This is a genomic window from Parafrankia elaeagni (genome assembly GCF_000374165.1).
GTDB classification, from domain to species: Bacteria; Actinomycetota; Actinomycetes; order Frankiales; family Frankiaceae; genus Parafrankia; species Parafrankia elaeagni.
Map to the genome: position 1 here is coordinate 38,751 of NZ_KB893715.1, position 25,142 is coordinate 63,892.

Annotated in this window: 22 protein-coding genes and 1 pseudogene; 13 read left to right on the top strand and 10 right to left on the bottom strand. The window is 68.3% G+C overall.

The annotated features are described in order from the left end of the window. The first annotated feature begins 2 nt into the window (after nucleotides 1-2). The 9 genes from B207_RS0109680 (at nucleotide 3) to B207_RS0109720 (ending at nucleotide 9,758) form a co-directional block, all read left to right on the top strand. The gene (locus B207_RS0109680; RefSeq protein WP_018636326.1) at nucleotides 3-782 is read left to right on the top strand and encodes an SDR family oxidoreductase; all 780 of its coding nucleotides are present in this window, start codon (nucleotides 3-5) and stop codon (nucleotides 780-782) included. Between the two features lie 7 nt (nucleotides 783-789). After that, on the top strand, nucleotides 790-1,611 hold the full coding sequence (locus tag B207_RS33255) for an SDR family NAD(P)-dependent oxidoreductase (RefSeq protein WP_154675249.1): 822 nt from the start codon (nucleotides 790-792) through the stop codon (nucleotides 1,609-1,611). Nucleotides 1,612-1,872: 261 nt separating this feature from the next. Then, on the top strand, nucleotides 1,873-3,099 hold the full coding sequence (locus tag B207_RS0109690; RefSeq protein WP_018636328.1) for an ABC transporter substrate-binding protein: 1,227 nt from the start codon (nucleotides 1,873-1,875) through the stop codon (nucleotides 3,097-3,099). A 168-nt stretch (nucleotides 3,100-3,267) separates the two neighbouring features. Next, on the top strand, nucleotides 3,268-5,361 hold the full coding sequence (locus tag B207_RS33260) for an ABC transporter permease (RefSeq protein ID WP_018636329.1): 2,094 nt from the start codon (nucleotides 3,268-3,270) through the stop codon (nucleotides 5,359-5,361). Beyond that, the gene (locus tag B207_RS0109700; protein ID WP_018636330.1) at nucleotides 5,358-6,236 is read left to right on the top strand and encodes an ABC transporter ATP-binding protein; all 879 of its coding nucleotides are present in this window, start codon (nucleotides 5,358-5,360) and stop codon (nucleotides 6,234-6,236) included. Before B207_RS33260 ends, B207_RS0109700 begins: the two co-directional genes overlap by 4 nt. Next, nucleotides 6,233-7,033 (top strand): ABC transporter ATP-binding protein, encoded by an 801-nt coding sequence (locus tag B207_RS0109705; protein WP_230204939.1) that lies wholly within the window; start codon nucleotides 6,233-6,235, stop codon nucleotides 7,031-7,033. Before B207_RS0109700 ends, B207_RS0109705 begins: the two co-directional genes overlap by 4 nt. A gap of 142 nt (nucleotides 7,034-7,175) precedes the next feature. Beyond that, nucleotides 7,176-7,709 (top strand): alpha/beta hydrolase fold domain-containing protein, encoded by a 534-nt coding sequence (locus B207_RS0109710; RefSeq protein WP_154675258.1) that lies wholly within the window; start codon nucleotides 7,176-7,178, stop codon nucleotides 7,707-7,709. Between the two features lie 81 nt (nucleotides 7,710-7,790). Then, nucleotides 7,791-9,167, top strand: coding sequence for an aromatic ring-hydroxylating oxygenase subunit alpha (locus B207_RS0109715; protein ID WP_018636333.1), 1,377 nt, complete (start codon nucleotides 7,791-7,793; stop codon nucleotides 9,165-9,167). A gap of 3 nt (nucleotides 9,168-9,170) precedes the next feature. Further along, a complete protein-coding gene (locus B207_RS0109720) occupies nucleotides 9,171-9,758 on the top strand; it encodes an aromatic-ring-hydroxylating dioxygenase subunit beta (protein ID WP_018636334.1) in 588 nt (195 codons plus the stop codon). A gap of 162 nt (nucleotides 9,759-9,920) precedes the next feature. On the opposite strand, the gene B207_RS0109725 is transcribed toward B207_RS0109720, so the two are convergent. Beyond that, nucleotides 9,921-10,898, bottom strand: a complete 978-nt coding sequence (locus B207_RS0109725) for a VOC family protein (RefSeq protein ID WP_230204941.1) — start codon at nucleotides 10,896-10,898, stop codon at nucleotides 9,921-9,923. A 474-nt stretch (nucleotides 10,899-11,372) separates the two neighbouring features. Here B207_RS0109725 and B207_RS0109730 point away from each other — a divergent pair, with 474 nt between their 5' ends. Both B207_RS0109730 and B207_RS36785 read left to right on the top strand, forming a co-directional pair. Beyond that, nucleotides 11,373-11,687, top strand: coding sequence for a UGSC family (seleno)protein (locus tag B207_RS0109730; protein ID WP_018636336.1), 315 nt, complete (start codon nucleotides 11,373-11,375; stop codon nucleotides 11,685-11,687). A gap of 12 nt (nucleotides 11,688-11,699) precedes the next feature. Beyond that, a pseudogene (locus tag B207_RS36785) lies at nucleotides 11,700-13,070 on the top strand (UGSC family (seleno)protein); the annotation flags it as partial. Nucleotides 13,071-13,215: 145 nt separating this feature from the next. Here B207_RS36785 and B207_RS0109740 read toward each other — a convergent pair. The 6 genes from B207_RS0109740 to B207_RS33285 form a co-directional block, all read right to left on the bottom strand. Continuing rightward, on the bottom strand, nucleotides 13,216-13,524 hold the full coding sequence (locus B207_RS0109740; RefSeq protein WP_018636338.1) for a putative quinol monooxygenase: 309 nt from the start codon (nucleotides 13,522-13,524) through the stop codon (nucleotides 13,216-13,218). A 174-nt stretch (nucleotides 13,525-13,698) separates the two neighbouring features. Then, complete coding sequence (locus tag B207_RS0109745) at nucleotides 13,699-14,760, bottom strand: aldo/keto reductase (protein ID WP_026310886.1); 1,062 nt, start codon at nucleotides 14,758-14,760, stop codon at nucleotides 13,699-13,701. Between the two features lie 47 nt (nucleotides 14,761-14,807). Beyond that, nucleotides 14,808-16,028, bottom strand: a complete 1,221-nt coding sequence (locus B207_RS33270) for a cytochrome P450 (protein WP_018636340.1) — start codon at nucleotides 16,026-16,028, stop codon at nucleotides 14,808-14,810. A 134-nt stretch (nucleotides 16,029-16,162) separates the two neighbouring features. After that, nucleotides 16,163-17,011, bottom strand: coding sequence for an LLM class F420-dependent oxidoreductase (locus B207_RS33275; protein ID WP_230204952.1), 849 nt, complete (start codon nucleotides 17,009-17,011; stop codon nucleotides 16,163-16,165). 268 nt (nucleotides 17,012-17,279) lie between these two features. Beyond that, nucleotides 17,280-18,296: an NADPH:quinone oxidoreductase family protein gene (locus B207_RS33280; protein ID WP_035740407.1), complete on the bottom strand. Its 1,017-nt coding sequence runs from the start codon at nucleotides 18,294-18,296 to the stop codon at nucleotides 17,280-17,282. A gap of 85 nt (nucleotides 18,297-18,381) precedes the next feature. Beyond that, a complete protein-coding gene (locus tag B207_RS33285) occupies nucleotides 18,382-19,347 on the bottom strand; it encodes a fumarylacetoacetate hydrolase family protein (protein ID WP_018636343.1) in 966 nt (321 codons plus the stop codon). Between the two features lie 384 nt (nucleotides 19,348-19,731). Here B207_RS33285 and B207_RS33290 point away from each other — a divergent pair, with 384 nt between their 5' ends. After that, nucleotides 19,732-20,394: an NADPH-dependent FMN reductase gene (locus tag B207_RS33290; protein WP_154675250.1), complete on the top strand. Its 663-nt coding sequence runs from the start codon at nucleotides 19,732-19,734 to the stop codon at nucleotides 20,392-20,394. 59 nt (nucleotides 20,395-20,453) lie between these two features. Here the strand turns inward: B207_RS33290 and B207_RS0109780 are convergent, their stop codons facing one another. Continuing rightward, entirely contained in the window at nucleotides 20,454-21,710 is a 1,257-nt protein-coding gene (locus B207_RS0109780) for an NAD(P)/FAD-dependent oxidoreductase (RefSeq protein ID WP_018636345.1), read from the bottom strand. A gap of 218 nt (nucleotides 21,711-21,928) precedes the next feature. Here B207_RS0109780 and B207_RS0109785 point away from each other — a divergent pair, with 218 nt between their 5' ends. Continuing rightward, nucleotides 21,929-22,666, top strand: coding sequence for an SDR family NAD(P)-dependent oxidoreductase (locus tag B207_RS0109785; RefSeq protein ID WP_018636346.1), 738 nt, complete (start codon nucleotides 21,929-21,931; stop codon nucleotides 22,664-22,666). Nucleotides 22,667-23,006: 340 nt separating this feature from the next. Here the strand turns inward: B207_RS0109785 and B207_RS0109790 are convergent, their stop codons facing one another. Together B207_RS0109790 and B207_RS0109795 are read right to left on the bottom strand one after the other, a co-directional pair. Beyond that, nucleotides 23,007-24,011: an amidohydrolase family protein gene (locus B207_RS0109790; protein WP_026310888.1), complete on the bottom strand. Its 1,005-nt coding sequence runs from the start codon at nucleotides 24,009-24,011 to the stop codon at nucleotides 23,007-23,009. A 108-nt stretch (nucleotides 24,012-24,119) separates the two neighbouring features. After that, nucleotides 24,120-24,977 carry a mycofactocin-coupled SDR family oxidoreductase gene (locus B207_RS0109795; RefSeq protein WP_018636348.1) on the bottom strand — a complete coding sequence of 286 codons (858 nt, stop codon included), beginning with the start codon at nucleotides 24,975-24,977 and terminating at the stop codon, nucleotides 24,120-24,122. Nucleotides 24,978-25,142 lie beyond the last annotated feature (165 nt).

A 25,142-nucleotide genomic window follows, 5' to 3' on the forward strand; every position in this document is an offset into this window, starting at 1 on the left:
TGATGGACCTGGGTATCCACGGTCGCCGGGCGATGGTGTGCGCGTCGAGCCGGGGGCTTGGCCGGGCGTGCGCGAACGCGCTCGCCCGGGAGGGCGCCGCCGTCGTCGTCAATGGCCGGACCGCGGCCGATGTCGCGGAGACCGCGGCCGCGCTGGAAGCCGAACATGGGGCCGAGATCATCCCGGTGGTCGCCGATGTGACGACGGCCGAGGGTCGGGCGGCGCTGCTCGTCGCCTGCCCGGAGCCCGACATCCTCGTTCTCAACAGCGCGGGCCCGCCTCCGATGCCCTTCAGTCGGATCGACGGCGAGATATGGGAGCGGGAGCTGCACGCGCTGATGGTCGCGCCGCTGCTCCTGCTGCGGGAGGTGCTTCCCGGTATGCGCCGTCGGGGTTTCGGTCGGATCGTTGCGATCACCTCGGCGATGGTGAAGTCGCCGCATGCGCTGATGAGCCTTTCCCACGCATCCCGCACCGGCCTCACCTCCGTCCTGAAAGGCCAGTCCCGGCATGTCGCGCGGGACAACGTGACGATCAACCAGCTCCTTCCCGAGCGGATCGACACCGGCCGGCAGCGTGAGCTCGCGGAGCACGCGATGAAGGCTCGGGGAATCACCTGGGAGGAGGTGCGGGCCGAACAGATCGCCTCGATCGCCGCGGGCCGACTTGGAACTCCCGACGAGTTCGGGGATGCCTGTGCCTTCTTGTGTTCGGCGCAGGCCGGATACATCAGTGGCCAGAGCTTGCAGCTCGATGGTGGCAGTTACGAAGGGCTGTGGTGACTTTCTGATGACAGGACGACTGGCAGGCAGGATTGCCATGATCACGGGTGGTGCCCAGGGGCAGGGCGCGAGCCAGGCCCAGCTGTTCGTCGAGGAGGGCGCGACGGTCGTCATCGCCGACATCCACGACGAGGCGGGCGAGCGCCTGTCCGCCGAACTCGGCGAACAGGCCGTGTTCCAGCATCTCGACGTGACGGACGAGGAGGGCTGGGCCCGCGCGGTCGGTCGCGTGCTCGAGGAGTTCGGCCGGATCGACATCCTGGTGAACGGCGCGGGGATCAACCTGACGGCCTGGCTGGAGGACACCTCGGTGGAGGACTTCCTGCGGCTCGTCAAGGTCAATCAGCTCGGGCCCTGGCTCGGCATCCGCGCGGTCGCCGCGCCGATGCGCGCCGCCGGCGGCGGCGTCATCGTCAACATCGGCTCCGCCTCGGTGGCCGCCGGCCTGATCGGGAAGACGGCCTACGCCGGCAGCAAGCACGCGCTGCGCGGCATCAGCAGGATCGCCGCGGGTGAGCTCGGCCGCTGGGGAATCCGGGTGAACGCGGTTCTGCCCGGTGGTATCTACACCCAGATGTCCGTTGACGACGGAAGTCTGCCCCCGGACATCAACAAGAACTTCGCCGGGCAGCCGATCCCCCGTATCGGTTATCCCGAGGAGGTCGCCCGAGCCGTCCTCTTTCTCGCCTCGGACGAGTCCTCGTACAGCAGCGGTGCGGAGATTCTCGTCGACGGGGGCATGACGGCCGCGCCGTTGAAGTCACCCATCCCGAAACATGTTCCGCGTGACGTCGCCGAGCTCGTTCGAGAGAAGAGCGCGGGCCGATAGCCTGAAAAGGACTCACTGAAGGCAGCGAGCCGGCGGGGGATTGCCCCGTCGGCCTCCTTGCCGTTCCGTCGGAGGGATCGCATGGGCGGCCTCGGCGCGAGGGCTTCCAGAGCTGCTGAGTCGACCACGTCCGTCGCTGAGGCGGGTTGAACAGATTTCGAATTAGTTGTACTGTCTGCTGCGCCGCCCAGGAATATGGGGTGGATCACACGGACAGGGGAGGGGCCCCGTCCGCGTTTTCAGTAATTGAGGAGATACCCTGTGCGTCGATTAACCCTGGGAATTCTCGGTACCGCGGCATCGCTGGTTCTGGTCACGGCCTGCGGCGGCTCGTCCGGCTCGTCCGGCTCGTCCGGCACTATCAAGATCGGACTCATCACGTCGCTGAGCGGACCGTTGGCGGCGCAGTTCGTCGGTGTGGACAAGGACTTCAAGGCCCGGATCGAGGTGGAGAACGCCAAGGGTGGGGTCAACGGGCGCCGTATCGAGGTCGTCGTCGCAGACGACGCCGGTTCTTCCCAGGGCAATCTGACGGCCGCACAGAAACTGGTCCAGTCGGACCATGTGGTGGCGGTCGCCAATGAGTCGGCGTTCGTCTCGGGGTCCATCCGCTACCTCAACCAGGCGAAGATCCCGGTGTTCGGCGGCCTGTACTCAGGGCCGTTCTGGGGCAAGGAGCCCTACCGGAACATGTTCGGCAGTTGGGGCAGCGCCGACCCGGACAGCGTGCCGTTCACGACGATCGGTGCCTACCTGAAGTCTATCGGATCGAGGTCCGTCGGGTCGATCGGCTACTCCGACTCGCCCTCGTCGAAGGTGGACGCGGAAAACCAGGGTGCATCGACCACCGCGGCCGGACTCGCCACGCCCATCATCAACACGAGCACCCAGATCGGCAGCAACGACTTCTCCGGTCTCGCGCTCAGCCTCAAGGATGCGGGTGTCGACACCGTCATCACCGCGCTGGGCGGCCCCGCGAACGTGGCGCTGATCACCGCGGCCAAGCAGGCCGGCGCGCCGATCACACGCGGGTTCCTCATCTCCACGTACTCCCCGTCGATCCTGGGCTCGGCGGCAGAGAGCGTTCTGCAGGGCATGGATTTCGGGCTCTACTACGCTCCGCAGCAGCTCGGCTCCCCGGCGACGAAGGCCGTCCAGGCGGCGCTGGAGAAGTATGCGGGCCTGGGTAAGGACACCTTCTATGCCTTCGACATCATGGGCTGGCTCTCCGCCTCGGCGATCATCGCCGGGCTCACCGCGGCCGGGGACGACCCGACACCGGCGTCGATCATCTCCTCGATGCGCACCGTCAGCGATTTCGACGCCGACGGACTGCTGCCCGCCAAGGTGAACTTCGCCGACTTCGGCAAGGGCAGCTCCGAGGGCCTCGGCGCGAACGGCTGCACCTTTGTCGTCCGGCTCACCGGCGACACCTTCGTGCCACAGAACGGTGGCAAGCCGATTTGCGGCGAGCCGATCAGCGAGTGACCGCCGAGCAGCGAATGGCCCCGAGCTGGGGCCGGCTCTGAGGCAGTCCTCCCGCGCACCGTGACCTGTGGCACGCCGGAGGACCCGGACGGGCAGCAGCACCTGCCCCACCCGGCACCCAGCGTTCGATCCGACGCATCTGATCCGACGTCCAAGGAGCAGCCGGACGTGACCCAGTACATCATCGCCGGGTTGGTGAGCGGCAGCATCTACGCGCTGGCGGCACTCGGCCTCGTCTCGACCTATCTGTCGGCCGGCGTACTCAACTTCGCCTACGGCGCCTACGCGTTCTTCGCCGCGCGGCTCTACTTCTACCTGCACGTCGAGCAGGGGTGGGGCATCCTCCCCGCCGCGGCGCTGGTCATCCTGGTGGTGTCGCCGCTGGCCGGGCTCGTGCTGTGGGCACTCCTGTTCCGCGGTCTCGCCCGCTCGCCCACCCTGGTCAAGGTCGCCGCGACCATCGGGCTCTCCGTCGCCATCCCGCCGGCGGCGCAACTGCTGTTCGGCAAGGAAGAGATCTACGGTGCCCCACCCGGCCTCGCGCCGCGGCCGGTCGACGTGTATCACCCGTTCGGCGTCGCCATGACCCTCGACCAGGTCATCGTAATCGCCTGCCTGGTCGCCGTGCTCGCCGTCGGCGCGTTCGTACTGCGATTCACCAACGTCGGTCTGGTGGTACGAGCCGTCGTCGACTCAGAGACCATGACGACGCTGACGGGAGTAAATCCGCAGGTCGTCAGCGCCGGGGTGTGGTCAGTGAGTTTCGTCCTCTCCGGGCTCGCCGGGATCCTGGTCGCGCCGACCCTCGGACTGCAGTCGGACAGTTTCACGCTGTTGACGGCCACGGCGTTCACCGCCGTCGTCATCGCCAGGATGCGGTTCCCCGGCCGTGCCGTCGTCGTCGCGCTCCTGATCGGCGTGGCGACCGCGTTGGTCCGCAAGTGGGCGCCCGCGGACAGCTCGCTCGCCGACAAACTGATTCCCTCGGTGCCGTTCATCTTCGTCGTGCTGTTCATCCTGCTCGGATCGCGCCAGGTCCGTGAGCCGCGGGGCGAGCACGAGACCGCCCTCGGCGTCGCCCTGGCCCGGGAGGACGAACGCCGGGCGAGGCGGGCCACGGGCGCGCGCCGCGGCCCGCTCGGCATCGCGGTGGGTAACCCGGGTGCGGTGGCGGCGATCGTGGCCGTTCTCGTGCTGCCGGCGGTGCTGAACAACTTCTGGTTGGGCCTGGTGGCCTCGGGGCTCGTCCTGGGCATCGCCATGCTGTCGTTCACGCTCGTGACCGGTGAGGGTGGCTTCATCTCGCTGGCGCAGGTGTCCTTCGCCGGGCTCGGCGCGGCCGCCGTCGGCCAGCTGACCGCCGAGAACGGCTTTTCCCCGCTGCTGGCGCTGGTCTGTGCCGGGGCGGTGGCGCTCCTGCTCGGGTTGCTGGTCGGCGTGCTGACGGTGCGCCTGGGCGATCTCTACATCGCCGTGATAACGCTGACCTTCGGTCTGTTGCTGGACAGCCTCGTGTTCCGATCCGAGCACTTCTACCGCAGCGGCGCCGGGGTGGACGTCGCGCGCCCCTCTTTCGCCTCCGGTGACGTCGCCTTCGCCTACTTCGCCCTGGTGGTGTTCGCGTTGCTGGCGCTGTTCGTCGTGAACCTGCGCCGGTCCACGACCGGCCTGGGAGTCGTGGCGGGCCGGTGGAGCGTGCCCGGAGCCCGGACGCTCGGCCTCAACACGACCGCGTTGCGCGCGCTGCTCGTCGGGGTCGGCGCCGGTGTGGCCGCGATCGGCGGCGGCATGCTGGCCATGTACCAGCAGGCCTCGCTGCTGGACTCCTTCGCTACCCCGATCGGACTGATCTGGCTGACCGTCGCGGTGGCGGTGGGCATCCGCAGCGTGCCCGGCGCGGCCGCGGCCGGCCTGTCGCTGACAGTCATTCCCGGGCTGGTGACCCAGTACCTGCCCGCCTCCTGGACGCCGGTGCCCACGTTGTTGTTCGGCCTGGCCGCGATCGGCATGGTGCGACAACCGGACGGCATGGCGGCCGATCTCGGCTCGCTGGCTGACCGGGTGGCCCGGGGAGCGCGGCTGGTCTTTGGTCGTGGCGCCGGCGGGACGCCGACCATCACCCCGTCAACGGCAGTGGCCACAGTTCCGGTGGCCGGAACGGACAGTGAGCCGGTGAGCACGCGTCCGGGCGGCGCCGTCGGTGCCATCCGGGGGGGCGGCTCCGCGCCGCGCGAAAAGCTGGGTCCGGAGGAGCGAGCGTGAGCGAGATCGTGCGGGACGACTCCGGGCAGCAGCACGGGAGGGCGGCCGAGGGCGATCCGGCGGCAGGCTCCGCGCCGCCAGCCCCGCTTCTCGAGGCCCGCGACGTCGTGGTGCGCTTCGGTGGTCTGGTCGCGGTGGACACCGTGTCGCTGAAGGTGCCGACCAGGTCGGTGGTCGGGCTCGTCGGGCCCAACGGAGCCGGTAAGTCGACGCTGTTCGCCGTGCTGTCCGGACTGCAGCGGCCGCAGTCGGGCCAGGTGCGACTCGGTGGCGTGGACGTCACCGGGGCCACCGCCCAGGCCCGTGCTCGCCGCGGCCTGGCTCGCACCTTCCAGCACCCGGAGATCTTCTTCACGCTGACGGTCCGGGAGCACCTGCTCGTCGCCTACCGCGCCCGGCACGCCCGGCGGCGTCTCGTCACCGACCTGCTGATGACGCCCTCGCGGTGGCGACGCGACGTCGGCGAGGAGGATCGGGTCGACAGCCTGCTCGACCAGCTGGAGCTGCGGGGCGTCGAGGATCGTCGCGCCGCCGCGTTGCCGCTGGGGATGCTCCGGCGCCTTGAGGTGGCTCGCGCGCTCGCCGCCGAGCCCACCCTGCTGCTGCTGGACGAACCGTCCTCCGGCCTGGACGTGGGGGAGACCGAACGGCTCGGCGAGGTCCTGCGGGCCGCGGTCGATTCCGAGGGGCTGTCGCTGCTCATGGTCGAACACGATCTGGGCCTGGTCCTGGGTCTCAGCGATCACGTGTACGTCCTCGACTTCGGCAAGCTCGTCGCCGACGGCACTCCCGCGGAGATCCGGGCCTCCAGCGTCGTGCGGGACGCGTATCTCGGAACCGCCGGGGACCTCGACCAGAGCCAGGGAGCGTCATGATGAACCCGCCAGGCGCCAGTACGTCCTCCGTCGACGCGTCGTCCGAGGAACCGGCGGGCGAAGCGGTGCCGTTGCTCACCGTGGAGGGCCTGTCTGTGACCTACGGGGCGGCCCAGGCGCTGTTCGGGGTGTCGCTCCAGGTACGACGGGGACAGGCCGTCGCCGTCCTTGGAGTGAACGGCGCGGGGAAGTCGAGCCTGGCGCAGGCCGTGTGCGGCCTCACTCCGCCGTCGGCCGGCCGGATCGTCTTCGACGGAGCGGACGTGACCGGCCGGTCGGCGGCGCGGATCAGCCGGCTCGGTCTGGCCTATCTGCCTGAGGGACGCGGGATCTTCCGTGGGCTGTCGGTACAGGACAACCTCCGGATGTTCTTCCGGGGCGCGGGGAGGGCCGGCTCCGCGCAGGCATGCGTCACCGCGTATGAGATGTTCCCGCGCCTCGCCGAGCGCCGTCGACAGACGGCCGGCACGCTCTCCGGCGGCGAGCAGCAGATGCTGGCGCTCGCGCGGGTACTCGCCGCGGGACCGCGGCTGGTCATCGCCGACGAACCGTCGCTCGGTCTGGCACCGAAGCTCATCGACATGGTTTTTGAGGCCCTCGCGACCGCGCGTGACGCGGGAGTCTCGATCGTGCTGATCGAGCAGTACGTGCACCGGGCACTGGCCTTCGTCGACACCGCGGTCATCCTCAACCGGGGCGCGGTGACCTGGAGCGGTCCGGCCGCCGAGGCCGGTGACGAGGTGCTCGTCCATTACCTGGGCGAGAAGCCGACGGCGGATGTCAGCCGGTCCGGCTGAAACTGGCCGGACAGGGTTCGGGTCGACGCCGCAGGAAACGCGGCGCATCCAGGTGAGTTCGACATGCGTTTGTTGTGGACGACAGTGAGCCACGCGGCATCGTCCTCAGGTGGAGGAGTACGCGGATGCAGGTACCGAGCCGATGGTGGCGTACCGGGCGTTGCTGGAGACCTGTCCGGCGGACCGCATCGTCATGGGCGGCGTCTCCGCTGGGGGGAACCTGGCGGCGGCAATGACGTTGCGTGCCCGCGACGAGGGCCTGCCGTTTCCCTCGGCGGCGATTCTTCTGATGCCCGAGGTCGACCTCACCGAGTCGGGGGACTCGTTCCAGACAAACCTTGGTATCGACACGGTCCTGATCAGGAGCCTGATGCCGGCGAACCAGCTTTACGCAGCCGGCCACGATCTCAGCGACCCCTACCTGTCACCGCTGTTCGGTGACTTCTCCAAAGGCTTCCCGTCAACCTTCCTCGCCACGGGGACCCGCGACCTGTTCTTGTCGAACACGGTGCGGATGCACCGAATCCTGCGCGGCGCCGAGATCACCGCTGACCTGAACGTGTTCGAGGCGACGCCCCACGGTGGTTTCATGGTTCCCACCGCCGAGGCCGAGGAGTTGAGAGCGGAGGTGAACCGGTTCATCCAGATTCAGTGCCCAGGTGTTGATGTCTCGTGATTCAGAAGAAAGGCCGCATGAATGTTAAGTGATCAAGGGTTTCGGGTTCACCGTGGACCGGCGCTTTCGGACGGAAAGCGCATGGCTGACATGCTGAGCATCGAGACGTTCGAGGTCTCGATGAGGGTCCTGCAGGATCCGGAGATCTACCAGCTGGAGCTGGCGAAGCTCTGGTCGAGAACCTGGGTCCTCCTCGCCGCGGAGAGCGAGATACCGAACCCTGGGGACTACGTGACCCGCCAGATCGGTGACGACCCGGTCATCGTGGTGCGGGACCGGGACGGCAGTGTCAACGTGATGCTCAACGTCTGTGCCCACCGAGGGATGCAGGTGTGTCGGGCGGAGGTCGGCAACGCGTCCCACTTCCGCTGCGTCTACCACGGATGGGTGTATGGCAGGAAGGGCGACTTCCGCGGTGCGCCGGTGGCGCACGAGCAGATGTGGGGTGACATCACCCCCAAGTCGGGACTTGGCCTGAAACGCGCTCGGTCCACCACGTACGCTGGAATGATTTTTGCGACCTGGAACCTTGACGGTCCGTCACTCGATGAGTTTCTCGGTGATATCAAGTGGTACACGGACCTCATGTTCGACCGGTCCGAGCAGGGCATGGAGGCCGTAGGGCCGCCGCAGCGCTTCGTCATCGACGCCAACTGGAAGACCGCCGGTGAGCAGTTCAACGGTCCGGATGGGTATCACAGCCTCACGCTGCATCGGTCGTTGCTGGAGCTGAAGGAGGGCGGGCGCCGTATTCTGGGCCCCACCGACGAGGACGGGCTCTCTCGTGACGTGGCACCCGGGCTGTACGGCGTCGATGTCAGCGCCAACGGACACGGTCTTCGTTGTACCCCGCTCGACTTCGTCTACCCGATGGTGGCCGGGGATGTCGACGTGGCCGCGCTCAGTCCGATCGGGAAGCTGCGCCTGCTCCCGCCCCCCGGTATGACCCATGACATGCTTCCCGAGATCGAGCGGCGTTTCACTCCCGACCAGATCAGGATTCTCGCCGAGTGCCCACCGGTGGTCGGTGGGTTGTTCCCCAACGTCGGGGTCACGAACTTCCACCTGCCGATGCCGGACGGCACCTGGTCGGCCGCGACGAGCTGGCACGCCTTCGTACCCCGGGGAGTCGACTCGTTCGAGTTCATCAACTGGGTGACGGTCGAACGTGGCATTCCCGAGGAAGCCAAGCGGGAGGTTCGGCAGGCGACGCTGCACAGCCTCGGAACCAGCGGCGTGGTGGAGCAGGACGACGCGGAGATCTGGCCGTCGGTGCAACGCTCCGCCCGCGGGTGGATAGGTCGGAACCAGACGCTGAAGTACCAGGCGCGGGTAGGTCTCAACAAGCCGGACGACTGGCCCGGTGGTGGCCTCGTCTACGAAGGCGCGAGCAAGGACGACGGCAGCTGGAACTTCTGGCTCCAGTGGCTGAAGTACATGGTCGGCGAGGAGGCCTGAACGATGACGACGCGGACGATCGAGGGCACCACCACCGTCGGGACGCCGGAGGTCTCGGGGGCCAGGCGGGGCGCCCGGGTCCCGGCGCGGGATCCCATCTACCTTGACATCCTGGACCACCTCGACGAGGAGGCGTTGCTGCTCGACCATGACGACCTGACCGAGTGGCAGCAGCTTCTCGCGCCGGACTACACGTACAAGGTGCCGGTCCGTCTCACGCGCAGGCGAGGGGAGGGCCTCGGTTTTGACGACACGATGTACCACGTCGAGGACGACTACACGACGACGGGCCTGCGGATCGCCCGGCTGACCGCGACCGAGAGCGGGTGGGCCGAGGACCCGCCCTCGCGGATGCGTCGGTACGTCACCAACGTCCGGGTCCACCGGGCAGCGGTGGCCGGCGAGTTCGAGGTGACCTCCTACCTGCTGGCGCTGCGCAACCGCTGGGACAACTCGCACTCGGAGGTCATCTCGGGGGAGCGGCAGGACCTCCTGCGCCAGCTCGACGGCGGCGGTTTCCAGCTGGCCCGGCGGGTGCTCTACCTGGACCAGTCAACGCTGGGAACACCGAACCTGGCCGTTTTTCTCTGACCGGACGGCGTCCCACCGCACGCTGCGTCGGCCGTTCCGGCCCGCGCGGCGCGGGGTGGAACGCCATCCCTGAGCCCGCGGATTGGTCGGCCGAGGCGTCGTTACATGCCCGAGCGGGGTGACGGTCGTCGTTGACCGTCACCCCGCTCGCCGGCTGTCGCGTCAGGACAGCGGCGAGTACTCCACGAACTCGAAGAGAAGGTTCTCGACGGCCTTCGGGTCGACCTGAATGCGTTCGCCGGGCACCGCCGCGCTCGGAGCCATCTCGGTGAAGCCGGTGCCCCGCGCCTCGAGGTCCTTGCGCTTGGCGTCGAGATCGGTCACCGCGATCCGGGTGGCGTAGGGCCCCGGGCCCCAGGTCGCCAGGTAGCGCCCGACCGCGCTGTCGCCGTCGAACGGTTCGATGAGCTCCACGACCGAGCTGTGGCGCAGGCCCATCCGCATGCGCGCACGCCGGTAGCCTTCTTCGGCGATGACCTCCACCGGCCCGTCCGGCTCCCAGTCGAGGTAGAGGGACACCCGCCGCAGCGTGTCATCGAGATCGCGAACGATGTGGCTGCGGGCGACGACCCGGATGATCTCGCCGGGGGCCGCGTCGCGAGGCTCGGGCGGCGGGTCCTGGAGCGCCGCGTCGGGTAGCCGCAGGGCCTGCAGCGGGAGGACCTCGATAGCGAGGCCGCCGTCGTAGCTGGGGTCGTAGCGCAGGGATTCGGGCGGTATCCCGATCCAGATGCGGTCCATCGGCATCTCTTCGGACGTGGGCGCCAACCGGTAGGGCACCCGCCGGCGGACCAGCTTCCCGATCAGCTCATCGAAGTCCCTCGTGGCCAGGAGGGTGGCGTGCAGCTTGTGGGGGCGGAACCCGCCCTGGAAACGATCCAGTTCGGCGAGGTGCTGCGGGAAGAAGGGATCGTCCGGCTGGTCCAGGTCGCGGTGACCCTGCGGCTCGATCACGGTGGGTGCCACCGCGAAGGATGGATGTACCCGGGCGAACCAGGCCACGTAGGCGTGCCGCTGCGGGGCCTGCCGCCACTGGGGTTTCGGCTCGCGCAGGCCCAGGGCCTTGACGAACGTGGTCATGGTGGCGTCAGGATCGGGAACCATGAAATCCGCGCCGATCATCAGATCGAACACACGCACGCTCCACTGTGGTCGGGTGGCGTTGAAGTCGAGCTGAGCCGAGCCGAGCCGGCTCGAAACGGAAGTCTAGTCAGTTGACTAGACTTTGCGCCAGGCCTGCCGCCATCCGGCATCGTCCGGTGGCCGGGCTCGTCGGAGTCACGCTTCGTGCGCCGCGGGGCCGGCTGATCGGCTCCGCCGACGTCGGGTTTCCTCGCCGCCGCGTGACGGATCCACTCCACCGGGAGTCGGCTGGCCGAGCCGTCCCGCCGTGGCGATCTCACCTGTCGCGGGCCTGTCGCTCAGTCGTTGACCCGAAGGTGGGCCGGGTCGACGCGCCTGGTCCGGCCGTATCGAGGTGCTGGAGCAGGGGCGCCGCGGATCCGGGCGCCGTCGGCGGGCTGCCCGTGGCGCACTGAGCCGGGTGAAGCTGAGCTGGGTGAACTGGCGGCCGGGCTGTGGAAACCTCTTCCGACGGGTGCTAGTGTCCGAACAATGGACGCGCAGTATGAGGTTGTATGGCCGCTGGGGCGGCGGGTCGCCGACGTCGGAGTTCCGGCCCTGCCACCGCGGGTCGCCGATCTGAACAGCGCCGTCGTCGTCGAACTGTGGGACCACGTCTTCCGCGGCGACGAGGTGTTCCCCGCGGTACGCGAAGAGATGCGTCGGCGTTATCCCGGTATTCGCTTCGTCGACTACAACGCGTTCGGTAACTTCCACGTCGCCGACGAGGAGGAGACGCTGGCGCGTCTTCCCGAGTTCCTGCGCGCGCAGAAAGCGGACGCCGTCATCGCCGGCGTCGGTCATTGAGGCTCCTGCACGCCTGCCGTGTTGCGGGCTTCTTTCACCGCCGAACAGGCGGGTGTTCCGGCGATCTCGGTCGTCGGTAGCCTTTTCCAGTCGGCGGCCGTCATCGTCGCGCGCTATCTCGGCTTGGAGGAGGTTCCGCTCGCGGTGTATCCGGGTCGGATCACGGCCGACTCCGCCGAAGAGCTGACGGAGAAGGCGCGGACCACCCTGACGGACCAGATCGTGGCCGGTCTCACCGCGGGGTCGCCGCGGCTGGCGCCGCCGCCGCCGGAGCCGGAGCCACGCGAGATCGTCTTCCGCGGTTCGATCGACGAGGTGAACGACCACTTCTACGACCGGATGTGGACCGACGGCCTGCCGGTAATGCCACCGACCATCGACCGGGTCGAGCAGTTTCTCGCCCACACCGACCGCGCCCCCGACGAGATCATCGCCGAGATGCTGCCGGACCGGCGCGCCGCGACGGTCTGGAACGTGGCGGCCAACGGGGTCATGGCCGGCTGCCGACCGGAGTACATGCCGGTGCTGCTGGCCGCGGTCGAGGCGATCGCGGACCCGGCGTTCGGCCTGAAGGACAGCGGCGGCGGCGCCGGCTGGGAGCCCTTGGTGATCATCAACGGGCCGGTGATCAAGGAGCTCGACTTCAACACCGGCACCGGTGCGCAACGGATGGGGCGGCGTGCGAACACCTCGATCGGCCGGTTCCTGCGTCTCTACATCCGCAACCTGGCCGGGGTCCGCATCCCTCCCGGGGAGAACGACAAGGCCGGGCTGGGGCGCAGCTTCCACGTCGCGATCGCCGAGGACGAGGACACCGTGGACTCGGTCGGCTGGCCCACCTACGCCGAGGATGTCGGCGTCGCCCGGGGGCAGAGTTCCGTGACGGTCCACGGGATACTGGGCGAGACCGTCCCCTACGGCGACCACGAGGGGTCGACGAACGACCCGGAGACCTATCTCGTGCCGCTGGTCGAGTCCTTCGGCAAGGGGATGCTCGGGCAGTGGGTCTGGATCGGCCTGGCCTGGGCGGAGTGGCATCCGATGCTGCTGCTCAGCCCGCACTGCGCCCGGGTGCTCTCCTCGCACGGATGGACCAAGGACCGGGTTCGCCAGCGCATCTGGGAGGATGCCAGGGTTCCCGCCCGCCGGGTTCTCGCCAACGGGCGCTGCGTCAATCTCGACCTGGCGGAGCAGGTCCGGTCCGGAAAGGTGTCGCCCGAGTTCCTGCTCTCTGACGACCCAGACCGACTGATCCCGACGCTGTTGCGGCCCGAGGACCTGCGCATCGTCGTGGCGGGCAACCCGGACATGTACTGGCAGCGGGGATTCTGCGGCCACGTCCACGGCAATCCGGTGACGAAACTGATCGTCCCGAGACGCTGAAGTGGGCCGCATACGGTGGGCCGAAGATGTCCTTCGGTCCACCGTGTGCGGCCCGGCCGGAGAACTCAGGCCGGGGCCTGCATCTCCGGGGGATCAATCGGTTGGAGCACTTCCATCAGGGTCGGTCGACCGGCGGAGACCTCGCTCAGACCGCGCCCTTGCCGTCGGCGGACTCGGGATACGGCTTCATGATGACCGCCTGGGTCGGGCCCTCCACGAGATCGGCCGTGCGGGCCCGAATGACCCTGACCCCCTCGCCCTCCGCGTGCGTACGCAGGGCCGCGCCGTTCGTCCACTTCTCCACCAGGTAGACACCGTCCCGGTTGGTGTGTACCGCGTAGAGCTCGCAGCCTTCCTCCTTGTGCACGTCCACGGCGGCTTCCGCGTAGATCGCGGCTACCTGTTCGGCCAGGCCGGGCTTTGGCCTGATCGTGGCGGTGACGACTATGGTCATGGCTCTGGTTCCCTTTCGTTCGTATTCCTGGTGCCGCACCGGGGCATCGCGGTTGTCCGCGTTTCTCGCCGGAGCCGCGGATGTGATGAGCCGGGTGGGGATCGATCCCCACCCGGCTCATCACATCCGCAATCCCGCCCGTCGGAGCTGATGTCCCGAAGGGTGAACGGTGGCCTACGGTCTGCCGTGGCGTCGGCGTAGTCCGGCGTCGGCGAGCGCGGGTGGCTGGTAGCCGCCGTCGGCCGCCGTGGCGTTGAACCCTGGTGGCGCGATTGTGTCGAGACGGTTGAGTGTCTCCGCGTCGAGCCGGACCTCCGGGACGCCGAGCAGGTCCTCCAGGTGCGCCTGCGTGCGTGGGCCGATGAGCACGGAGGTGACCGCGGGGTGGTTCAGAGCGAAGCCGATCGACAGTTCGGCCATCGTCAGGTTCGCGTCCCTGGCAATCTCCGCGATCTGCTCGACGGTGTCGAACTTCCGCTGGTTCTCGGGGCGTGAGAGGTCGTAGCGGGCGAACATGTTCCGGTTGCGGGGCGCCGAAGGCTGCTCCATGCCGCGGCTGTACCGCCCCGACAGCCAGCCGCCGGCCAGCGGCCCCCAGGTGATGACCCCCAGGCCGTACTGCTCGCACACGGGGAGCACGTCGCGTTCGATCCCGCGGGCCAGCAGCGAGTAGGGCGGCTGCTCGGTGAGGAACCGCTCGCGCCCGCGCCGATCGGCTACCCACTGCGCCTCGACGATCTGGTGGGCGGGGAAGGTGGACGAGCCGATGGCACGGACCTTGCCCTGCTGGATCAGGATGGACAGGGTGCCGAGCAGCTCGTCCAGGCCGGTGTTCGGGTCAGGCCGGTGCGCCTGATACAGGTCGATGTAGTCGGTGCCGAGCCTGCGCAGGCTGTCCTCGACCGCGCGGATCACCCACTTGCGCGAATGGCCGCGGTCGTTCGGCCGGCCGCTCATCGGGATGGTGAACTTCGTGGCGATCACGACGTCGTCCCGGCGGCCCCTGACGGCCTTGCCAACGATCTCCTCTGACTCGCCGACCGAGTACTGGTCGGCGGTGTCGATGAAGTTGACGCCTGCGTCCAGCGCGCGGTTGACGATCGCCACGCACTCGTCGTGGTCGGGGTTCCCGTACTTTCCGAACATCATCGCGCCGAGGCACAGGGAGCTGACCGCGATCCCGGAGTCGCCGAGGATGCGGTATTCGGTCCGGGGGCGGACGGTGGGGACGTCGATCGCCCCTGACGCCGCCCCCGGCTCCACGACAGAGGTCGTGGTGGCGCTCACACGTCCCACTGGAGCCAGAGTTCCTTCAGGCCGGCGACATTGCCGCCCTGGCTCGTCACCGTGGTGCCGGGCTTGAGCCGGTAGCTGGGGATGCGACGCAGGATCTCCTGGTGGGCGATGGTGAGCTCGAGACGCGCCAGGTGGGACCCGACGCAGCGGTGCGGGCCGGCGGCGAAGGCCAGGGTCCGGCCCGGGGGACGGTCGAAATCGACGATCTCCGGGTTGTCGTACACCCGCGGGTCGCGGCCGGCGGCCCGGCTGACGAAGACGACCCGTTCGCCCTCCCTGAACGAGATGCCCTTGTAGTCGAAGTCCCGGGTGCAGGTACGGCCCGCGGTCACCAGCGGCTCCCAGCGCAGCAGCTCCTCGACGGCGCGCGGGATCACCTCAGGCTCGGCGATCATCCGGTCCCGCTGCTCGGAGTGCGCGGCGAGATAGGCGAACTGGTAGCCCATCGCGCCCTGCACCGTGTCCAGACCGGCCAGGAACAGCAGATAGGCGATGTCGAGGAGGTGCTCGTCGTCGAGCTTCTCGCCATCCACCTCGGAGTCGATGAGCACGGAGATGATGTCGTTGTCGCGCTTGGCCTTGCGCTCCTCCAGCAGCGCGGCGAGGCGGCCCCGCGTCGCCACCCCGATCGCCGCCCGCTTGCTGCCGTCCGGGTCGTCGGCGACACCGTGCAGGAGGCCGTGGTTCCATTCGGTGAACTTCTCGGCCTCCTCCAACGGGATGCCGAGCATGTTCACAAACATCTGTGTGGGCAGCGGCTTCGCGAACTCGCTGATGAACTCGCACTCACCCTTGTCGATGAAGGAGTCGATGAGGTCGTTGCACAGGGTGCGGATCTCCGGTTCCAGGGCGCGCATGCGGTTGGGAGCGAAGACGGGGGAGAGCAGCGTCCGGTACTTGGTGTGCACCGGCGGGTCGACCTCGAGCGGCAGCATGGGCCGCTTGGCACCCTGTCCGGCCGGCACGCTCACCGACGGCGACGTGGACAGCAGCTGATAGTTCTGGTAGCCCCACAGGACTTCCTCATGGCCGGTGAAGAGCCAGAATCCGCCGTAGTTGTCACTGTGCTTGATCGGGCACTCCCGCACCAGGCGGTCATACACCGGGTAGGGGTCCTTGCCGAAGTTCGGGTCGTGATGGTCGAACTTCCTGACGAAGCCGTCGATCTCCTCCGTCGAGAGCTCTCTGGTGACCGGGAAATCAGCCATGAATTTTCTCCTCTGGGACCGGACGACCGCCTCATCCGGGTTGACAACGTTTTCGTGACGACGTTCCTGCGCTCCGAGGGCGGCCCCCGGCGCCCGGGTGCGCCGCATCCGGTGCTGAGCCGCCTGGAGGTGCTCTAGGCGGGCGCGTCGGCGGTTGCCGGAGCCCGCCTGGCGAGCCAGTCCTCGATTTCCGGCATCGTCCGGTTCGTCGGCATGGCGAGGACGATGCGGTCCACCCCCAGCTCGGCGTAGCGCTCGAACCATCCGGGCTTGAGCCCTGGCGGCGAGACGCTCACCTCGAGCGCCGGCAGATCGGCCCGCCGCTTGACCTCCTCGGCCGCCTTCCGCAAGCCGGCCAGGTTCTGGCTGGTGGCGTCCGGATCGAGCATGAAGCCGTACCAGCCGAGGCTGTCGGCGACCGCCCGCCGATGGGCCGGCACGCTGCGGCCCCCCATCACGATCGGGATGTCGCCACGGACCGGTCGGGGATGGGCGTCGACGCCGTCGAAGGAGACGTAGCGCCCGTGAAACGTCGGTTCCGGCTGCGTCCACAGCGCCCGCATCGCCGCCAGGTACTCGGCCGTCCGGCTCCCGCGGTCGGCCATCGGCGCCCCCACGGCCGCGAACTCCTGCTCCAGGTAGCCGACGCCGACGCCGAGCTGCAGCCGCCCCTCGCTCAGCACGTCCAGCGACGCCGCCTCCTTGGCCAGCGCCACCGGATTGCGCTGCGGCAGCAGCAGAACTCCGGTGCTGAGCAGGATCGTGGAGGTCGCCGCGGCCGCGAAGGTCAGCGCGCAGAGTGGGTCGAGCATCCGGTCCGTCGGTTCCATCGGGGACGGTGGCACCCGGGGGGAGGGCAGCACCATGTGCTCGCCCGCCCAGAGGGAGTCGTAGCCGAGTTCCTCGGCCAGCCGCGCGACCCTCGTCAGGCCGGCGGGGTAGGAGCAGAGCCCGAGGTTGATCCCGAACAGGCCGATCTTCATCGACACACGGCCCTCCGGCGTAACACCGGGAGACCTCGGGGATCCCGTACCGACATGATCAACCTCTCGGGTCGCATCCGCTCCGGCCCGCGGACCGGGAAGCGGCGATGGCCGCACCGAAGCCTGCCGCCGTACCGGCCGACAGCCCGGATGACGGTCAGGGGCGACTGCCCTGTTCGAAACATATTAAACTGAAGTTGTTTAAACCGTCTATTACTCTTCGCGGGTCGTGGCACCTGTCCGTTGTCCGATTCCCGGGCGGCAGCCGCTAGGGCTCCTCCACGGCGATGGGGGTCGCGACCGGAGACGCCGCCACGTCCACGAGGATCTTGCCGATCGCACGGCGGTCCGCCACCTCCCGCAGCGCGCGGGCGACGTCGTCCAGGGGATACACGCCGCCTATGCGCGGCCGCAACCGGCCGGTGGCCAGCAGATCGAAAACCTCCGCCCGATGCTTCGGCGCGACCTCGGGCAGATGCGTCATGATCGTGCGGTTCTCGAAGCCGGTGATCACTACTCCCTTGAGGAGAACGAGATTGAGAGGAATCCGCGGGATCTCCCCCGACGCGAAGCCGACGACCACGTACCGTCCGCCCCATCGCAGGGCCCGCAGGCTCTGCTCCGCGGCCGGTCCACCGACAGGATCGAGAACCACGTCCGCGCCGGCACCGGTGATCTCCTTGATCCGCTTCTTGAGATCTTCGGTGGCGTAGTTGACGGTCGCCTCCGCACCTGCGGCCCTGGCGACGGCGAGCTTCTCCTCGGACGACGCGGCCGCGAGCACCCGCGTTCCCATGGCCACAGCGATGTCGACGGCCGCGAGCCCGATTCCGCCGGCGGCGCCGAGAACGACCACCCAGTTGTCCGGCCGGACGTGGGCGAAGGTTCGCAGCGCGTGGTAGCACGTCGTGTAGGTGACGCCGAAGGCAGCCGCCTGCCGCCAGTCGATCCCCGCCGGCAGCCTCGTCAGCCGCCACGCCTCGAGCACGGTCTCCTCAGCGAAGGCCCCGTGGGTGGTGACCCCGATGACGGCATCACCGACGCGGACGTTCCCGACATCCGGTGCCACGTCGACCACGGTGCCGCTGAACTCACTGCCCGGGACGAAGGGGAGCGGAATCGACACCTGATAGGTGTCGGCGATGCGCAGCAGGTCCGGGTAGTTCACCGCGGCAGCCCTGACGGCAACCCTCGCTGTCCCGGGCGCCAGCACGACGTGTCGATCGATCTCCTCGACGACGACGCCCTCGGGTTCGCCGTACGTGTGCACTACCGCGGCTCGCATCCGACCGCTTCCCTTCGTGTCTCCCCGTGACGGCTCTCCCGAGGCGCCGAACAGCACGCTGTCGCCCGGTCGGCGCCGGCCGCGATCAGGCGGGGCGGGCCAGGCAGGGGCCGATGTCCAGGAGCGGCGGGCCTTCGACGATGCGCTGGGTTATCTCGCCGAGGTGCTCCACCCGGAAGGTGAGGACGTCGCCCACCCGCAGGCCCTCCTTCGGGAGGGCGGCGTCCTGCCTGCCCCACTTCTCCGCGAGGCAGCCGTTTCCGCAGGTGCCACACCCCAGCACGTCCCCGGTGACGACCCGGGTGCCACGGGCCGCGTAGGCGACCATCTGCGCGAAGCTCCAGCCCATGTTGTCCAGGCGGTCGGCGCCGAAGGGCTTGCCGTTCACCTCGATCTCCATCGCCAAGGAGAACGAGGGGCCGCTGGCGAAGGGTGCGAGCTCGTCGGCGGTCACGAGGTAGGGGCCGAGCGTCGTAGCGGTGTCCTTGCCCTTGGCCGGGCCCAGATCGCCCTGCATCTCCCGGAACTGCAGATCACGCGCCGACCAGTCGACGAGGATGGTGTACCCGATGATGTGTTCGCCGGCCTGCTCCACGCTGAGGTTCGCGCCGGGCCGGCCGATCACCGCGGCGACCTCCAGCTCGAAGTCGAAGCTCCTGGAACCCGGAGGTACCGGGACGTCGTCGTCGGGGCCGATGGTGGCCACCGGATTGGTGAAGTAGAAGAGCGGCTGGCGATAGAAGACCTTCGGTGGCCTGCCGTTCGGGCCCTGGTTCAACGAGGTGCCCACGATGTGCTGTTCGAACGTCATGAAGTCGCGGACCGACGGTGGCGTGGGAATCGGAGCACGCAGGCGGGCCTGCGTGAGCTCGACGACGCTGGCCGGTTCCCGCAGCGCGAGGCCGCCCGCGTCGCGCAGCGTCGCGGCATCGTCCAACAGATCCACCAGGCGGCCCGCACCCGGGATCTCGTAGAGCTGGTCGCCATGCGCGACGCCGACCCGGTCCCGGCCGGTCTCGTCGTCTGTCAGCTGGTAGGTCGCGAAGCGCATGTACTCATCTCCGGAGCAGTTGGTGGAACCGTCATCACATCGCTCCCGGTTCGGAACGATCTCGGCCAGCTCATGAGCGGAAACTGGTCGGAACCCGTCCAGGTCACCGGTGGCCTGGGAGACAGGTTAGACGAACAGTGTGCCTTACGTACTACCCTGAGGATCCCTCCTCGGGAAAAATCGTTCTCTACCCAGAGGGCTTGCAAAGTAGACAGATATCGTTCAATATGTCAAGTATCGATCGGCATCGTGGCTTCCGGTGCGGCGGCCCGTGGATCTCGGGCTCTCGGTCCTCGCGGCAGACGGCAGCGCGGTCTCGCGCCCGGCTGTGGGCGGCGCGGGCAACGGAGGGGTCCGTGCTCGATGGTTTCGGAGAGGTAAGAGATGAAACCTCTGATCGTTGGCCTTGGGGGCACGCTCCGATCGGGATCATCGTCGGAGACGGCGATGGAGCTGGCGTTGGAAGCAGCTCGTGACCGGGGTGCTGAGACTCTTTCCTTCACAGCCAAGGACCTCCAGCTCCCGCACTACGATCCTTCGGCGCGCGAGCGCACCGTCGACCAGCAGCGGCTGGTGGACGCGTTCCGGCGGGCCGATGGTCTCATCCTTTCGAGCCCGGGATATCACGGTGCCGTGTCCGGTTTGATCAAGAACGCACTGGACCACGCCGAGGACCTGGCGAGGGACGACCGTGTCTATTTCTCGGATCTTCCCATCGGATGCATCGGTGTCGCGTACGGGACCCAGGCCGCCACGAGTGTGGTGCAGAATCTTCGGACGATCGTCCACGCCCTGCGGGGGATGCCCACCCCCTACGGGGCGGCGGTTGTGATCGCCGAGACGAACTACAGGCAGGGCGAGTGGATCGACCCGGGAACCCGGGCGGGGCTGATCCTGGTGGGCACCCAGGTCTCCACCCTCGCCGCCGCGCTCGCTCCACATTTGAGGCCGGCCAGTATCGCCCTCCGCTCCGAGGCGGGCCGTGGCAGTCTCGGGGAATCGGGCCGCGGCACCTGCGCGACCGAAACTCCTCATCTCCGTGCGTGAGCTGACGACCGGAGCGTGACGGCCTGACACGCTGACCGCGCCGGTGATGGTTCAGGCCGTCACGCTCCGGTCAGAGCGGCAAGATCGGTCGAGGGGTCCACGAGCACAGCCGGGTCCGCCGTCGTGCCATCCCGGATCAGGCGGCGCAGGGCACGCACGTCGTCGGACCGGTTGATGCCCACCGCGCCGGTCACCACGCCGCCGCGATCAAAGATGGCGATTCCGTCGAGCGCGTCCAGGTCGCCACGCACGCGGACGCGGTCGTCGAACGACGGCCATCCGCATATCTGCAGGTTGACGTCGTACTGGTCCGACCAGCACCACGGGACCTCGGTGACCTTCTCCTGGTACCCGAGCATGGCCCGAGCCGCGGACGCGCCCTGGTGCTGGGCGTGCTGCCACTGCTCGGGCCGATGAGTGCCGCCGAACCGGGGCCGTGGGGCCCGTGCGACATCGCCAGCCGCGAAGACGCCGGGTATCGAGGTCGCGCAGTGCTCATCGACGATGATCCCGTCGGCCACGACGGCGCCGGCCCGCTCGGCGAGGTCGGTGTCCGGGACCATGCCGATGCCGAGCACGACTACCTCGGCCTCGATACGTGTGCCGTCAGTCCCGGTGGCGACCGTTGTCGCGCCGGTCCGCTCCAGCCCGTGGAGGCCGACGCCAGTCCGAAGGTCGACACCGTGAGAGCGGTGGATATCGCGGTAGATCGCTGCGACCGACGGTGGGAGAACCCGGCTCATCGGGGTGGATGCGGCCTCGATGACGGTGACCTCGCAGCCCAACGTGCGCGCGCTGGCGGCCACCTCCGCGCCGATGAAACCGGCGCCGACGACCAGGACTCGAGGACGAGTGGCCAGCGCGTCGCGCAGGGCGACCGCATCGTCTCGCGACCTCAGCGTGAAGACCCCCGCCACGCCGTCGGCCTGAGGCAGGGTCCTGGCCTTTCCCCCGGTCGCGAGCAGTAGCCGCCCGTACCGCAGACAGTCCCCGTCGTCGAGCCGGACGAGCCGGGCCACCGGGTCGATCGCGACCGCCTGGACGCCGGTGCGCAGCTCGATCTGGCGTCGGGTGAACAGCGTCAGAGGACGCAGAAGCTGGCGCTCGGGCGGTGTCTCGCCTCGTAGGACGTCCTTGGAAAGCGGTGGACGCAGGTATGGCACATGGGACTCCCCGCCCACAAGCACGACGCGTCCCTCGAAGCCGGCGGACCGGAGTCCGAATGCCGCGCTCACCCCGGCGACTCCTGTGCCGATGATCACGCAGCTCTCGGTCGAGCTCAACGGGCCGGCGGGCCCCACGGCGGAGTAGGTCACGCGCTGCCTCCAACATGCCTGATCGGCCGGCGGGTCGGGCATGACATGCGGTCGGCCCTTGTCGGCGTTCGTCGAAGGTACAGATGAGACAGATTATGTGCAAATAAATCCGACGGCGTTAGGCTGAGCCGCGATGCCACCTGCCACCGGCGTCGGCGGTCCGCTGACGGGCCGGGTCCCGCGGGAGCCTGGTGGATAGAGGGGAGGTCGGGCGGGCGATGGTGCCTGACACAGGACGGCTGGCGGGAAAGGCCGCGCTTGTCACCGGAGCGGGCAAGGGGATCGGCCGGGGCATCGCCCGCCGGTTCGCGCGTGAGGGGGCGGCGGTCCTCGTCGCCGAGATCGACGAGGCCGCCGGTGCCTCGGTGGCCGCCGAGATCGCCGAACTGGGCGGACAGGCGGTGTTCCTGCCCTGCGACGTGCGCGAGAAGCAGCAGGTGGTCACAGCTGTCGAGGAGACCTCCCAGAGGTTCGGTAGCCTCGACATTCTCGTGAACAACGCGATCGCTCTGTCGCCGAACGTGGTGCTGGAGGAGAAGTCCGACGAGATGCTCAGCTCGGTGCTGACTTCCGGGTTATGGGCGACCTGGTGGGCGATGCGGGCCGCGCTGCCGGCGATGCGAGCCGCCGGTGGCGGTCGCATCATCAACTTTTACTCGATCGACGCCGAGGCCGGTGCCTGGCTGCACTCCGACTACAACGCGGTGAAGGACGCAATCCGCGGCCTGACCAGGTCGGCCGCGATGGAATGGGCACGTGACAACGTCCTTGTCAACGCCATCGCGCCGGCCGTGGCCGGCAATCCTCTCGGTCGGGTCGGCGATCCGGAGGAGGACATCGCGCCGGTGGCGGTATTCCTCGCCTCCGAGGACGCCCGCTACGTCACCGGGGAGACCATCCACGTCGACGGTGGGCAGCACCTTCCCAGATACCAGAGCCGCCCCCCCGGCCTTTAGTCCCGCGGCACCGCTGATCCGACTCGGGCTCATCCAGTGCAACGCCTGAGCACATATGCACTGTCTGTTCTAGATGCAATGTCGATCACTTGGCGGGGCGGGTGTCGGGCGGCCTGTGGCCGGTCGTTCACAGGCGAGAGACACGGGAAGCCTGCTGACCGTCGGCGGCGGCGTGCGCTGACGAAGGCCCCCCGCCGGCTGTCCTCCCATCGGGCTCGCTTCCCGGATCGGCATCAGCTACCGATATCAGACCAGACGACTATCTGGCCAGACGACAACGAACGGTGCCGCCAGCGGCACCGTTCGTTGTCGTGGACCCTCGCTCGTCAGGGTCTGAGAATCAGAGTTTGAGAAGGGGGATGGCGTTCTCGCTGCGGATCTTCGCCTGGTCGGCCTCGGAAAGGCCGAGGCCGTCGGTGAGGTCACCGTCGTGGACGTCGGACCCGGCGAAGTTGTCTCCGTAGAGCATCTGGTCGACCCCGACCTCGTCGATGATCGCCTTACGCATGATCGGCGAGTGGATGTCGAGATCGTAGTAGAAGTGCGGGTTGTACTCGATCAGTTCTTTCTTGTTCTTCGAGTCCGGAGCCATCGTCTTGTTCGTCTGGTTGAACCGGCCGAGCTGGAACGGCACGAAACCACCAGCATGCGTGATGAGGATCTTCAGGTCGGGGAAGTCGTCGAGGACCCCGCCGTTCGTCATGTACCAGTAGAAGAGTGTCTCATCGCTGTTCATACCGATGATCGACGTGGTGTCGAACGGGTCGTCACACGCCCGGTCACCCCACGTCACCGACTGGTTGAAGCCGTGCACGAACACCAGCACACCCAGCTCGGAGATCTTCTCCCAGACCGGGTACAGTGCCGGGTCGTGGGCGTGGCGGCCGCCGAAGTTGTCCCCGCCGATGCTCACGCCCTGCGCCCCGAGCTGGGTGACGGCACGTTCGAGTTCCTTCGCCGCGGCCTGGGGGTCCTGCATCGGGATCTGCGCCCAGAAGTAGAACCTCTCCGGGTTTGACGAGCAGTACTGGGCGAAGCTGTCGTTGACCGTCTGCGCCCACCGGGTCGCGAAGTCCACATCGGTGTGGTACATGACCATGTGGAGCGGCATCGAGAGCACGACCTTGTCGATGCCCGCCCGGTCGAACGCAGCCAACCGCGGCTCCGGCTTCCACAGCTCCAAAAGCTGGTCCTGGGTCTTCGGGGTCGGCCCGCCCGGGTACCGCTTCGTGCCCAGCTTCCAGTCACCGATCCGCAGCGTACCGTCGTCCCAGAACGGACCCCAGTGCTCGTGCTGGTCGAACATCTCCGGGGTCATCTGATGCGCATGCAAATCAATCAACATGCTACGAACTCCTTTTGGATAATGTGCCGGGGGCGGGTGGTGCGAAACGCATTCTCTGTGACCGCCATTTCGATCATCGCTGTCGGCCGTTCGCGTACCGGGCTGTGCCTAGGAGAGGTTCGGCTGCTTGAGAGTGGCGCCGGCGTCGACCTTGAGCTGTAGACCGGTGACGTACCTGGACTCGTCGGACGCGAGAAAGAGGACGGCGTTGCTGACCTCTCGCGGGCTGATGTACGGAACGTTGGGCATGGCCTGCAGGGATGCGAAGGCCGACTCCGCGTCCTCGCGGGTCGGCGCCTCGAGATCCGGCCGGAACAGGCGGTACATCGGTTCGGACTGCAGCATGCCGGTGTCGCAGTTCGTCGGGTGCACCGCGTTGACCCGGATCATCTCCGGGGCGAGCGCCAGCGCGAGATCCCGTACCAGCGGCACGATCGCGCGCTTGGCGTGGGCGTAGCCGGCACCGCCTGGACCGTTCGTGGGGCTGTCCGTATGGCCGACGACCAGGGAGGCCACGGAACCGGTGGCGATGATCGAGGCTCCGGCGCCAAGGTGGGGCAGAGCCGCCGAGATAGTGTTGATCACCCCGACCAGGTCGACCTCGACCGTTTCCAGGAACGCGGCGGCCGGTAGATCGGCACCCAGCGGGCAGAGCCCGGCGTTGGCGACAACGATGTCCAGACGGCCGAGTTCGGCGATGCCGTCCGCGACAACGGAGACGAGAGCCGCCCGGTCCCGCACGTCGGCGGTGCGTGCGATGATCCGCCGGTCCAGCTTCTCGACCAGTGCGACAGTCTCGGCCAGATCGTCCGCGGTGGCGAGGGGGTAGTTGGCGAACTCGGTCTGCTCGCAGATGTCGACCGCGATGATGTCGGCACCCTCCTCGGCCAGCAGGAGTGCGTGGCTCCGGCCCTGCCCCCGGGCGGCTCCCGTAACGAAAGCGACCTTTCCTGATACTCGACCCATAGTGGCTCCCTTCAGTCGCCACACCCCGGGCTACCTGGTCGGCCAGCCGAGATGGCGAGAGTCATACTAGACGCAGACTGTTCTACATGTTCAAGTCTTGGATGGTAGTCGTGACGTTCTGGTGAGTGCCAGGGCGTTCCTCGGGACCGGCGCCCTCGCCGGCCT

Bases quoted from the DNA above. Each gene is read 5' to 3' on its own strand.
- B207_RS0109785 (WP_018636346.1), top strand. From the start codon at position 21,929: ATGGTGCCTGACACAGGACGGCTGGCGGGAAAGGCCGCGCTTGTCACC.
- B207_RS0109730 (WP_018636336.1), top strand. From the start codon at position 11,373: ATGGACGCGCAGTATGAGGTTGTATGGCCGCTGGGGCGGCGGGTCGCC.
- B207_RS0109715 (WP_018636333.1), top strand. From the start codon at position 7,791: ATGGCTGACATGCTGAGCATCGAGACGTTCGAGGTCTCGATGAGGGTC.
- B207_RS0109795 (WP_018636348.1), bottom strand. From the start codon at position 24,977: ATGGGTCGAGTATCAGGAAAGGTCGCTTTCGTTACGGGAGCCGCCCGG.
- B207_RS33280 (WP_035740407.1), bottom strand. From the start codon at position 18,296: ATGCGAGCCGCGGTAGTGCACACGTACGGCGAACCCGAGGGCGTCGTC.
- B207_RS33290 (WP_154675250.1), top strand. From the start codon at position 19,732: ATGAAACCTCTGATCGTTGGCCTTGGGGGCACGCTCCGATCGGGATCA.
- B207_RS0109790 (WP_026310888.1), bottom strand. From the start codon at position 24,011: ATGTTGATTGATTTGCATGCGCATCAGATGACCCCGGAGATGTTCGAC.
- B207_RS0109710 (WP_154675258.1), top strand. From the start codon at position 7,176: ATGGTGGCGTACCGGGCGTTGCTGGAGACCTGTCCGGCGGACCGCATC.
- B207_RS33270 (WP_018636340.1), bottom strand. From the start codon at position 16,028: ATGGCTGATTTCCCGGTCACCAGAGAGCTCTCGACGGAGGAGATCGAC.
- B207_RS33285 (WP_018636343.1), bottom strand. From the start codon at position 19,347: ATGCGCTTCGCGACCTACCAGCTGACAGACGACGAGACCGGCCGGGAC.
- B207_RS0109720 (WP_018636334.1), top strand. From the start codon at position 9,171: ATGACGACGCGGACGATCGAGGGCACCACCACCGTCGGGACGCCGGAG.
- B207_RS33275 (WP_230204952.1), bottom strand. From the start codon at position 17,011: ATGAAGATCGGCCTGTTCGGGATCAACCTCGGGCTCTGCTCCTACCCC.
- B207_RS0109680 (WP_018636326.1), top strand. From the start codon at position 3: ATGGACCTGGGTATCCACGGTCGCCGGGCGATGGTGTGCGCGTCGAGC.
- B207_RS0109740 (WP_018636338.1), bottom strand. From the start codon at position 13,524: ATGACCATAGTCGTCACCGCCACGATCAGGCCAAAGCCCGGCCTGGCC.
- B207_RS33255 (WP_154675249.1), top strand. From the start codon at position 790: ATGACAGGACGACTGGCAGGCAGGATTGCCATGATCACGGGTGGTGCC.
- B207_RS0109705 (WP_230204939.1), top strand. From the start codon at position 6,233: ATGATGAACCCGCCAGGCGCCAGTACGTCCTCCGTCGACGCGTCGTCC.